The organism is Flavobacterium urumqiense, assembly GCF_900108015.1.
GTDB lineage: Bacteria > Bacteroidota > Bacteroidia > Flavobacteriales > Flavobacteriaceae > Flavobacterium > Flavobacterium urumqiense.
The window spans coordinates 610,267-622,445 of sequence record NZ_FNVP01000001.1; the positions used below are offsets into that span (position 1 = coordinate 610,267).

Below are 12,179 nucleotides of genomic sequence, written 5' to 3' on the forward strand. Positions count from 1 at the left end.
AAAAACAAAACCCAATTCTAAAGTTTAGAATTGGGTTTTGTTTTTTATGATAATTGTATTTCTACTATTGTAAATAATAAATATATCCCACATTAAACCAAACTAACCAGTCATTTGCTTTGTTCTCTTTGTAAATAGCTGGATTAGGATTTAGACCATCAACCCAATTTGAGAAAAAATATTGAAATCTTAGATCGACCATTAAATCTCTTAAAGGGCTTAATTTATAACGGGTTCCTACACTTGAAACCACTGACCAAACAGCACCTCCTTCGGTAGAAAAACCATAAGGGCGACCGTCAGTCGGGGTTAAATATTTAGGAAAAGTAGTCAATGGCGTTCCTAAAGGACCAATGGTTGAGGATGCTTTGGAATTATAATAACTGAATTGCCCGCCAAGACTTATAAATGGGCCGAAACTTCCACTTGTTGCCGTAAAACGACGAATGCTTAATGGGAAATATTCTAATTGCATTCCTATATTGCTAATAGCAGTGCTTCCTCTCATTGCTTTCAATTGCTCTTTTCCTAGCGAAGGTTTTCCTTCAACATATTTTCCAAAATGCTGTAATTCGGTTTTGTTATAGGATAGTTCCGTTCTTAATTTGAAATGATCATTGAAATAAGTTTCAGGAGTATAACAATTACAATCTGCTCTGTAAGAAAAATTTAAATAATGGATAATACCAATTCCCATTCCGGTATTTCCTGAATTGGTTTTTAAGTCATGACGTTCCCCATAGTCAGATTGAAAGGCTATAGGCCCAGCGATAACACCTATTTCATGGGAAAATCCAAATTGTGCATTTGAATTATAAGAAAAACCCAATAGAATAAATAAGAGTAGTGTTAAGTGTCTGATCATTACTATTTAAATTTTCAAATCTTCACAAATATATAAAAACATCACTCATTAATTAAAAAAATATAAATTTAAAAATAAGTAAATAAATTCTTATTTAATTACGAAAAACATAACGATTTCGACGTAAATAATACTTTCGAAGCGGATTTCTTGGTGTTTGCTTAATAAAAAGATAATTCTATTGATAAAACGAAAAAAAAGAGGGCGATATTCCTAGAAGATGTATATTTGTACTTACTAACGAAAACGTTTTCTTAAACGTTAATAATCTATTAATCATGTCACAAAGTATTACTACTTTTATCGAATCGGTTGCTAAAAAGAATCCGAACGAGCCGGAATTTATGCAGGCAGTTTTAGAAGTTGCTGAAACAGTAATTCCTTTTATAGAAGAAAATAAAAAATACCAAAACAAAATGCTTTTGGAAAGAATGGTCGAGTCAGATCGCATCATTATGTTCCGTGTAACTTGGATTGATGATAAAGGTGAAACTCAAGTAAACAGAGGATATCGTATTCAGATGAATTCAGCTATTGGACCATATAAAGGAGGGCTTCGTTTTCACCCTTCTGTAAATTTAAGTATTTTGAAGTTTTTAGCTTTTGAACAGACGTTTAAAAATAGCTTAACTACATTGCCAATGGGTGGTGGAAAAGGTGGAGCTGATTTTGATCCAAAAGGGAAATCGGATAATGAAGTGATGCGTTTTTGTCAAAGTTTCATGACAGAATTGTGTAAACATATCGGTGCTGATACGGATGTTCCTGCTGGAGATATTGGTGTTGGAGGAAGAGAAGTAGGTTACATGTTTGGTCAATACAAAAGAATCAGAAATGAATTTACTGGTGTTTTAACAGGTAAAGGAATTTCTTTCGGGGGTTCATTAATCAGACCAGAAGCTACAGGTTACGGAACAGTGTATTTTGCTCAAAGCATGTTGGCTACAAAAGGAGATAGTTTTACAGGAAAAACAGTTGCAGTTTCCGGTTCAGGAAATGTGGCGCAATATGCTACTGAAAAAGCAACTCAATTAGGTGGAAAAGTAGTTACCATGTCAGATTCTGCAGGATATATTTATGATGCAGATGGAATTGATGCGGAAAAACTAGCTCATGTAATGGTAATCAAAAATGAGTTAAGAGGTAGAATAAGTGATTATGTAACTAAATATCCAAACGCAAAATACGTTGCAGGAAAACGTCCTTGGGATGTGAAATGTGATATTGCATTACCATGTGCTACTCAGAACGAATTGAATGAAGATGAGGCAAAAGCTTTAGTAGCTCATGGATGTATCTGTGTTGCTGAAGGAGCAAACATGCCAACTGTGCCTGATGCAGTGATTGTTTTTCAAAAAGCAAAATTATTATTCGCTCCAGGAAAAGCATCAAATGCTGGTGGAGTTGCAACTTCAGGTTTAGAAATGTCTCAAAATTCCTTAAGATTGAGTTGGAGTTCTGAAGAAGTAGACGAAAGATTGAAAGGAATTATGTTGAATATTCACGCTTCTTGCGTGAAATATGGTTCTGATGCAACTGGCTATGTTGATTATGTAAAAGGAGCAAATATTGCAGGATTTGTAAAAGTAGCTGATGCTATGCTAGCTCAAGGAGTAGTGTAATTTTAAATTGTTGATTAACGATTTATGATTTCTAAAATCTAAAATCATTTCAAAACCTTCTTCCGTTTATTTGGGAGAAGGTTTTTTAGGTTTAATTAAATTTTCTTGTAAAATGAAATCTGTAGTCTAAAATCATTAATCTGCAATCTAAAATCCTTTGTGTTATATTTGCATACCACTATTGATTCGAATAATGAAAAATAGGCTTTTACATTTTATAGTATTAATTACAGTACAGTTGGGTTTTGCCCAAAACAATTTCTTGTGGCAAGGCTATTTTTCTTATAATGAAATCATGGATCTTTCTGAATCATCCACCACAATTTATGCGGCTTCTGAAAATGCATTATTTTTTAAAAATATTATAACAAGCCAAATTAAAACCACCAATACTGTTGACGGGCTTTCCGGGCAAACAATTTCATCATTACATTATAGTGCGGTATTCAATAAAACATTGGTTGGTTATGAAAATGGGTTGATGATAGTCATAAATGAAATCGATGGAAGTATGCTGAATGTAGTTGATATCATTAACAAACAACTTCCTCCAAACACAAAAAAAATCAATCATTTCATGGAATTTGAAGGCATTGTTTACGTCTCTTGTGATTTTGGAATTGTTCAGTTCAACTTGGCCACTTTGCAGTTTGGTGACACTTATTTTATTGGTGATAATGGTGCAGAAATAAGCATATCACAAACCACAATATACAATGGATCTATTTATGCCGCTTCAAATACCGGCATACGTAAAGCAGCTATTTCTAATAAGAACTTGGTAGATTATAAGCAATGGGAGGTGATTGCCGCAGGAAGATGGTCGGGGATAGCAACTTTTGGCACCGATTTATTTGCTGTTAATGCTGCGGGATACCTTTACAAATACGATTCTAACGCCAATGCCTTTTTACAATATGCAACTCTTGCGCAACCGTCATTAGATATGAGAGCCACAGCCAATTATTTGGTGGTAACCACTTCGAATACCATTTATGTTTATGACAAACAAATGGCGCTCGTTCGCCAGATAAACACAAACCAAATTACCGAAAGTAATCCGAGTTTCACTTGCGCAACAATTATAGGGGAAACCATTTTCATTGGAACAAAAGAAGACGGGATGATATCAACTACAATTTCTGTTGCATCGGTTTTTGAAAACACAATGCCTTCAGGACCCACCCGAAATAATATCTTTGCACTCCAAGCTACATCAAATTCACTTTGGGCTGTTTATGGAGATTATTCAGAAATTTATAATCCATATCCATTAGATAGTTATGGAATAAGTAAGTTTAGTGCGAAAGGATGGTTGAATATTCCTTATGAGAAAGTACTTGGAGCAAAATCATTAGTAAGAATTATCGTGAATCCTACTAATGAGAATGAAGTTTATATTGGTTCCTCTTATTCTGGTTTGTTAAAAATAGAAAATGATATGCCATCCGTTTTATTTAACCAAAAAAATAGTGGACTAGAGCAGATTTCATTTATACCAAATTATTTTAATGATGTGAGAATAAATGGAGCTGTATTTGACAAATCGGGAAATTTATGGGTCAATAATAGTTTGGTTAATAACGGTATAAAAGTTTTAAAGGTAGATGGAGTTTGGCAAAGTTTCTCGACAAAACCAATATTAATTGATCCTGAAAAATGCAGTTATGGGAGAATGACAGTCGATAAAAATGGGACTAAATGGCTAACCACAAATAGAGATGGTGTTATAGGATTTAACGAAAATAACAATAAATTCAAAAAAATCACATCAGGTCCCGATGCCGGTAATCTGCCTATTGCTGATGCAAGAGTAGTTGCTGTAGATGCCAAAAACCAACTTTGGATAGGAACCACAAAAGGATTGCGGGTTTTATCTAATGTAGGGAATTTTTTGTCTGATGATCAATTAACTGCCAATCCTATAATTATTTTAGAAGATAACTTGGCACAAGAGTTACTTTACGAGCAATTTATCACTGATATTGTTGTTGATGGAGCCAATAATAAATGGATTGGTACCGCGGATTCGGGTGTGTTTTTAGTCTCTCCAAACGGTCAGGAAACCAAATATCATTTTACGACCAGCAATTCGCCTTTGCCTAGTAATGTTATAAATGACATTGATATAAATAGTGTAACAGGCGAAGTTTTTATTGCAACGGCAAAAGGTTTAGTTTCTTTCAAAGGAGTTTCGACAGCTGCAAATGATGATTTAAGCAATGCGTATGTATATCCAAATCCTGTGCGGCCGGAGTATCAAGGAACCGTTAAAATTTCGGGATTACTAGATAAAGCCAATATTAAAATCACTGATATTGAAGGAAATCTTGTTTACGAAACAATTTCTGAAGGAGGAACAATAGAATGGGATACCACTGCTTTTGGAAAATACAAAGTCGCTTCTGGAGTGTATATGATTTTTATTTCGGCGCAAGACGGGGTGGAAACCAAAGTTAAAAAAGTAATGATAATCAGATAGGTCTCAGGTGCAGGGAATTGGGCTTTAGAAAATTCAAAACCAACACCTAAAACCTAAAACCTAGTATCTAAAATGTTAGTAAAAACCAAAGCAATCGTCCTTTCGTCTTTAAAATTTCAGGAAAAAAGCCTTATTGTCAAATGCTTTACGCTGTCGCATGGTTTGAAATCGTATTTCGTTCGGGATGCTTTTTCGAGCCGGAAAGCGAACCAGAAAATCGCTTATTTTCAGCCCTTGACTATTCTTGAAATTGAAGCGGTTCATAAAAACAAAGGCACTTTAGAAAATTTCAAAGAGATTAAAATAGCTTCGCCTTTTCATTCCATTCATTCGGATATTTACAAAAGCACGATCGTGATGTTCATTTCTGAAATTTTGCACCATTCAATTCACGAAGAAGAAAAAAACGAACACTTATTTATCTTTCTGGAAACGGCTTTGCATTGGTTGGATAATCATGACGAAATCACAAATTTTCATTTGATTTTAATGTTGGAAACTACAAAGTATTTAGGTTTTTATCCTGATATTTCTGATATCGACATGCCTTTTTTCGAAATGACCGAAGGTATTTTTACGCCTTTTCACGCCATCAGTTCGCTTACGGAGCATGAAACTAATTTGTTTAAAAAACTGATTGATTTAAAATTTGATAACAATCAAAAAACATTTCACATCATTGAAAGACAAATCGTTTTGAGAATATTGATTGATTACTACAGTTTTCATTTGGACGGATTTAAAAAACCAAAATCTTTAGATGTTTTAAGAGAAGTTTTTTCTTGATTTATCTCGGTTAGGTCTTTTAATAATTAATAATTTATCCAATATTTTGATTTAAGTTCCAATCAAAAACATTGTTAAAAAGAACCAATAAATTTTAAAATTCTCAAATAATTATTTAGTATATTTGATATAATTATTTATTTTTATGTTTCAACCTACTGATAATCATAAATTTGACTATTGTGTGACTTATTTTGACTAACCTTTAGTGAAGTAGTAGCCAAAATTTAAAACATCAAATTTCACAGTATAATTTAGTACAACAAAAGCCCTGATTTTTTATAGAATTTATTTTCGGAATACAGTTTTCTTATTAAATTTAAAAACTCATAAAATGAAATCAAAACTAAAAAAAGTTGGAACATTGTTGTTAGCGATTGCTTTTTCTGGAGAAGTAGCTGCACAAACAAAAGACGCCTCAAAAGATCCCAACATTGATAGCAATGTCAGAGAATTTTTGAAAGTCCTTAATTCTGCACCAGGCAAGCCAGCAGAACAATTGCCGCCAAAAGAAGGCCGTGCAGCGCTGAACGCCTTGCAGTCGTCAGTAAAAGTTGACATCTCTGGAATAGTTGTTACAGACAAAACGATTGTTGTGGATGGACAAAACATTACGCTTAACATCGTTAAACCCGCAAATGCAAAAGGAACATTACCTGTTTTTATGTTCTTTCACGGAGGAGGATGGGTGCTTGGAGATTTTCCCACTCACCAACGTATGATTAGAGATTTAGTGGTAGAATCTGGCGCGGCAGCGGTTTTTGTTAATTATACGCCATCTCCAGAAGCTCATTATCCAATTGCAATCAATCAGGCTTATAATGCTACGAAATGGGTGGCTGAAAATGGAAAAGAAATTGGAGTGGATGGTAAAAGACTTGCAGTTTCGGGAAACAGCGCTGGCGGAAACATGGCGGCGGTTGTTGCGTTAATGGCTAAAGATAAAAAAGGACCGACTATTAAATTACAGGTTTTATTTTGGCCAATTACGGATGCTAATTTTGAAACAGAATCCTATAACTTATTTGCGAAAGATCGATTCCTGACTAAAAATGCAATGATATGGATGTGGGATAATTATACAACTGATCCAAAACAACGCAAGGAAATTTATGCCTCACCTTTGCAAGCAATAACTAGTCAACTGAAAGGATTGCCGCCAGCATTGGTGCAAACCGCACAAAATGATATTTTAAGAGATGAAGGAGAAGCGTATGCGCGCAAGTTAGACGAAGCAGGAGTAAAAGTAACTGCAACACGTTATAATGGCATGATTCACGACTGGGGATTGTTAAATCCAATAAGCACCGTTCCCGGAACTAAATCAGCTTTATTGCAAGCAGCTTCAGAAATAAAAAAAGCATTGAAATAAAGCTTGATTTTGTATGTATTAGTCAATATAATTTTAAAAAAAAGCATCCGTGATCTATCAATCTGGATGCTTTTTTATTTTTTTCTAAGAACTAGACAAAACTGACATATAAATTTTATACCGTTTGTACTGCATAAAAGCATCCCAACGTCCTCGATAATGCAAAAACTCTTCACTCTTTACTTATAACTCATAACTATTTATTACTTTCGCACTTTGATATAGAAAAGGATAAAATGACCACAAAATTTACTGAATACAAAGGACTTGACTTACCGACTGTAGCGTCAGAAGTTCTGGATTTTTGGAAGAAAGAAAACATATTCGAGAAAAGTGTAACCACTCGTGAAGGAAACCCGCCATTTGTGTTTTTTGAAGGTCCGCCTTCGGCAAATGGATTGCCTGGAATTCACCACGTAATGGCGCGTGCTATTAAAGATATTTTTTGCAGATATAAAACTCAAAAAGGGTTTCAAGTAAAGCGCAAAGCCGGCTGGGATACCCATGGTTTGCCCGTGGAACTGGGTACTGAAAAAGAATTAGGAATCACTAAAGAAGATATTGGGAAAACCATTTCCATCGAAGAATACAACGAAGCGTGTAAAAAAACCGTAATGCGTTACACGGATGTATGGAATGATTTGACCGAAAAAATGGGCTATTGGGTAGATATGGAAGACCCATATGTTACCTACAAATCCAAATATATGGAAACGGTTTGGTGGATTTTGAAACAAATCTACAACAAGGATTTGATGTACAAAGGCTACACCATTCAGCCGTATTCTCCAAAAGCAGGAACAGGATTGTCATCGCATGAAGTGAACCAACCGGGAAGTTACCGTGATGTTACGGATACGACAGTTGTGGCACAATTCAAAGTAATTGACGCGCACAAAGAATTGTTATTCTCTAAGTTTTACGATTATATCAGTTCTAATAATTTGCTGCATTATAAGTTAGAAGTTTTGGATTTAGACGAAATCTTTATTCTAGCTTGGACGACAACTCCTTGGACATTGCCAAGTAATACCGCTTTGACTGTAGGTCCAAAAATCGAATATGCTTTAGTAAAAACATTCAATCAATATACGTTTCGTCCGGCTACATTGATTTTGGCCAAGAATTTAGTGGCAAAACAATTCGGAAAAGGCTTCTTTGAAAGTGCTGATCTTGCTGATTTTGAAAACTTCAAGGAAGGCGACAAGAAAATTCCGTATCAAGTTCTGGCTGAATGTAAAGGAGCTGATTTAGTTGACATTCGGTATGAACAATTAATGCCATTAGTGCTTCCGTATCAAAATGCTGAAAATGCATTTAGAGTAATTTCAGGGGATTTTGTAACTACCGAAGATGGGACGGGAATAGTGCATACCTCTCCAACTTTTGGTGCTGATGATGCCAAAGTAGCTAAAGAAGCTACGCCAGAAATCCCGCCAATGTTAGTTCTGGACGAAAATGGAACTCCGGTTCCGTTAGTAGATTTACAAGGAAAATTTACTTCACATGTGGGTGAATATGCCGGTAAATATGTGAAAAACGAATACTATAACGAAGGTGAAGCGCCAGAGCGTTCCGTAGATGTTGAAATCGCCATTCGATTGAAAGAAGAAAACAGAGCGTTTAAAGTAGAAAAATATGTTCACAGTTACCCGCATTGTTGGAGAACAGACAAGCCTATTTTGTATTATCCTTTGGATTCTTGGTTTATAAAAATATCTGAAGTTAAAGACAGAATGTTTGACTTGAACGAAACCATTAACTGGAAGCCAAAAGCTACCGGAGAAGGACGTTTTGGAAATTGGTTGAAAAATGCCAATGATTGGAATCTGTCACGCTCCAGATTCTGGGGAATTCCATTGCCAATTTGGAGAACTGAAGACAAACAAGAGGAAATCTTAATTGGTTCTGTTGAAGAATTATACAACGAAATTGAAAAATCTATCGCTGCAGGTTTCCAAAAAGAAAATCCTTTCAAAGGTTTTGAAATTGGAAATATGGAGGAATCCAATTATGATTTAGTTGATTTGCATAAAAATGTAGTAGATGAAATCACCTTGATTTCTGCTTCTGGGAAACCAATGACGCGTGAAGCGGACTTGATTGATGTTTGGTTTGATTCGGGTTCTATGCCTTATGCGCAATGGCATTATCCTTTTGAAAACAAAGATAAAATTGACGAAAATAAAGATTTTCCTGCTGATTTCATTGCAGAAGGAGTTGATCAAACCCGTGGTTGGTTTTATACTTTACATGCGATTGGAACATTAGTTTTTGACAAAATAGCGTACAAAAATGTAGTTTCAAACGGATTGGTTTTGGACAAAAACGGGCAAAAAATGTCCAAGCGTTTAGGGAATGCCGCAGATCCTTTCGAAACATTAAAAGAATATGGTCCAGATGCGACGCGTTGGTATATGATTTCGAATGCGAATCCTTGGGACAACCTGAAATTCGATTTAGAAGGAATCGCTGAGGTTCGCCGTAAATTCTTTGGAACTTTATACAACACGTATTCGTTCTTTAGTTTGTATGCCAATATTGATGGTTTCAAATTTGAAGAAGCGGAAATTCCGGTAAACGAAAGACCGGAAATTGACCAGTGGATCATTTCGGAATTGAACACTTTGGTCAAAGAAGTAGACGGTTTTTATGCAGATTATGAACCAACGAAAGCAGCTCGTGCAATCTCAGAATTTGTGCAGGAAAACTTGAGTAATTGGTACGTTCGTTTGTGCAGAAGACGCTTCTGGAAAGGAGAGTATGCACAAGACAAAATCGCTGCTTATCAAACCTTATATACCTGTTTGTTAACCATAAGTAAACTGGGTGCGCCAATTGCTCCATTCTTTATGGACAAACTTTATAGAGACTTAACGTTAGCAACACAGTCGGAAAAATATGACAGCGTACATTTGGCGGAGTTCCCAATTTCGGTTGACAACTATGTTAATAAAATGTTAGAGAGCAAAATGCAGAAAGCACAAACCATTTCATCATTGGTTTTATCACTCCGAAAAAAGGAAATGATAAAGGTTCGCCAACCGTTGCAAAAGGTAATGATTCCAGTACTTGACGAAAATCAAAGGGCTGAAATAGAGGCCGTTTCTGACCTAATAAAAGCAGAGGTAAACGTGAAAGAAATCGTACTTTTGGATGATGCTTCTGGTGTTTTGGTTAAACAAATTAAGGCTAATTTTAAGGCGCTCGGACCACGTTTTGGAAAAGATATGGGCTTGATTTCTAAGGAAATACAAGGGTTTTCAAAAGAGCAAATCAGCCAATTGGATAAGGAAGGAAGTTTGAATATTGTTATTGCAGGAAATAACGTAATTTTAACTTTAGAAGATGTAGAAATAACATCACAAGATATTGAAGGTTGGCTGGTTGCCAATGCTAACGGAATAACGGTTGCGCTTGATATTACAATTTCTGAGGAGTTGAAACAAGAAGGAATTGCTAGAGAATTAGTAAACAGAATTCAGAATATTCGTAAAGATTCTGGATTTGAAGTTACTGATAAAATTAAAGTTCAACTAAAAAGAAATGGACTTTTGGAACAAGCAATTCTTAAAAATGTAGACTATATTAAATCGGAAACATTAACTAATGATTTGGTTTTTGTAGATGAAATTGAAAACGGTACAGAAATTGAATTTGACGAAATAAAAACAATGATATTAATTTCAAAATAATACAAAATGGTAGATGAAGCTACAAGATACTCTGACGCGGATTTAGCAGAGTTTAAAGAGATAATACTTAACAAAATACAAAAAGCACAAGCAGATTTAGATTTGATAAAAAGTGCTTACATGAATGATTTGAATAATGGTACTGACGATACGTCTCCAACATTCAAAGCATTTGAGGAAGGAAGTGAAAGTATGTCTAAGGAAGCAAACTCACAGCTGGCGATTCGTCAGGAAAAGTTTATTCGTGATTTGAAGAACGCGCTGTTCCGCGTAGAAAATAAAACATACGGTGTATGCAAAGTCACAGGCAAATTAATTGGGAAAGAAAGATTGAAAATCGTTCCTCACGCAACGATGAGTATCGAGGCAAAAAATTCGCAACGATAAATCATTTGTTGTATAATATTTAACGCTCCTGAAGGAGCGTTTTTTTTGATTAAATTATTACTTTTACGCCATTAAAATTTATAAAATGTCATTACGAAAAGCGTATCTACTTATTTTTATTATCTTACTTGTTGATCAGGTTTCAAAAATATATATTAAAACTAATTTTATTCTAGGCGAAGAAGACGAAGTATTTAAATGGTTTAAAATTCTTTTCATCGAAAATGAAGGAATGGCTTGGGGTACCGTAATTCCAGGAGCCTACGGAAAATTAATTTTGACTCTTTTTAGATTAGTAGCCGTTGGAGGAATTGGGTATTGGTTGTGGGATTCTGTGGAAAGAAAACACAGTTCTAATTACTTAGTTGTAGCGATTGCATTAATTCTTGCAGGGGCTTTTGGAAATATAATTGATTCTGTTTTTTACGGGGTTATATTTAATGACAGTCACCAGCAATTGGCCACATTGTTTGCAGACAGACCTTACGGAACATGGTTTCACGGCAAGGTAGTTGATATGTTTTATTTTCCTTTTTGGCACGGAAATCTACCAAGTTGGTTGCCTATTTGGGGCGGAAAGGAATTTACTTTTTTCAATGCTATTTTCAATGTTGCCGATATGGCTATTTCTACAGGAGTTGGAATCTTGATTTTTTTCAACAAAAAAGCATTTCATCACAACTAGATTCAAAGTTATCCAAAATATAAAAAAAGACCTGTTCAAATTATGAACAGGTCTTTTCGTTTTATTAATTTTTATTATGTCCGGGCGCGTAACGTTTAGCGCTTTTCCCTCCATATATTTTTTTTGCTTGTCCTGGTGGAAGTTTTTTAGCATTGTAGGAAGATCTGCTGGTTCCGGTTTGAATGCTGCAGTTTGAAAATGAAACTGCAAATAGAATAACCATAACACTTACGGCAAATCTTGAATTTTTGAATGTTCTCATAACTTAATTAAATTTTATCTGTT

At 35.0% G+C, this 12,179-nt stretch carries 9 protein-coding genes; 7 read left to right on the forward strand and 2 right to left on the reverse strand.

The features are described from left to right. Positions 1 to 64 precede the first annotated feature (64 nt). Entirely contained in the window at positions 65 to 865 is an 801-nt protein-coding gene (locus C4S35_RS02745; RefSeq protein ID WP_103998686.1) for a THC0290_0291 family protein, read from the reverse strand. A gap of 278 nt (positions 866 to 1,143) precedes the next feature. On the opposite strand from C4S35_RS02745, the gene gdhA reads away from it, so the two are divergent. From gdhA to C4S35_RS02780, 7 genes are all read left to right on the forward strand, one after another. Beyond that, positions 1,144 to 2,487: an NADP-specific glutamate dehydrogenase gene (gdhA, locus tag C4S35_RS02750; RefSeq protein ID WP_103998687.1), complete on the forward strand. Its 1,344-nt coding sequence runs from the start codon at positions 1,144 to 1,146 to the stop codon at positions 2,485 to 2,487. A gap of 193 nt (positions 2,488 to 2,680) precedes the next feature. After that, positions 2,681 to 4,969, forward strand: a complete 2,289-nt coding sequence (gene porZ / locus C4S35_RS02755) for a type IX secretion system anionic LPS delivery protein PorZ (RefSeq protein ID WP_103998688.1) — start codon at positions 2,681 to 2,683, stop codon at positions 4,967 to 4,969. 72 nt (positions 4,970 to 5,041) lie between these two features. Continuing rightward, positions 5,042 to 5,755 (forward strand): DNA repair protein RecO, encoded by a 714-nt coding sequence (recO, locus tag C4S35_RS02760; protein WP_103998689.1) that lies wholly within the window; start codon positions 5,042 to 5,044, stop codon positions 5,753 to 5,755. 334 nt (positions 5,756 to 6,089) lie between these two features. After that, on the forward strand, positions 6,090 to 7,127 hold the full coding sequence (locus C4S35_RS02765; RefSeq protein ID WP_103998690.1) for an alpha/beta hydrolase: 1,038 nt from the start codon (positions 6,090 to 6,092) through the stop codon (positions 7,125 to 7,127). Between the two features lie 236 nt (positions 7,128 to 7,363). Continuing rightward, positions 7,364 to 10,822 carry an isoleucine--tRNA ligase gene (ileS, locus tag C4S35_RS02770; RefSeq protein WP_103998691.1) on the forward strand — a complete coding sequence of 1,153 codons (3,459 nt, stop codon included), beginning with the start codon at positions 7,364 to 7,366 and terminating at the stop codon, positions 10,820 to 10,822. Positions 10,823 to 10,828: 6 nt separating this feature from the next. Further along, on the forward strand, positions 10,829 to 11,209 hold the full coding sequence (locus C4S35_RS02775) for a TraR/DksA family transcriptional regulator (RefSeq protein ID WP_103998692.1): 381 nt from the start codon (positions 10,829 to 10,831) through the stop codon (positions 11,207 to 11,209). Between the two features lie 85 nt (positions 11,210 to 11,294). Continuing rightward, positions 11,295 to 11,894 (forward strand): lipoprotein signal peptidase, encoded by a 600-nt coding sequence (locus tag C4S35_RS02780; protein WP_103998693.1) that lies wholly within the window; start codon positions 11,295 to 11,297, stop codon positions 11,892 to 11,894. Between the two features lie 64 nt (positions 11,895 to 11,958). Here C4S35_RS02780 and C4S35_RS02785 read toward each other — a convergent pair whose 3' ends face one another. After that, positions 11,959 to 12,156 carry a hypothetical protein gene (locus C4S35_RS02785; RefSeq protein ID WP_103998694.1) on the reverse strand — a complete coding sequence of 66 codons (198 nt, stop codon included), beginning with the start codon at positions 12,154 to 12,156 and terminating at the stop codon, positions 11,959 to 11,961. Positions 12,157 to 12,179: the final 23 nt, after the last annotated feature.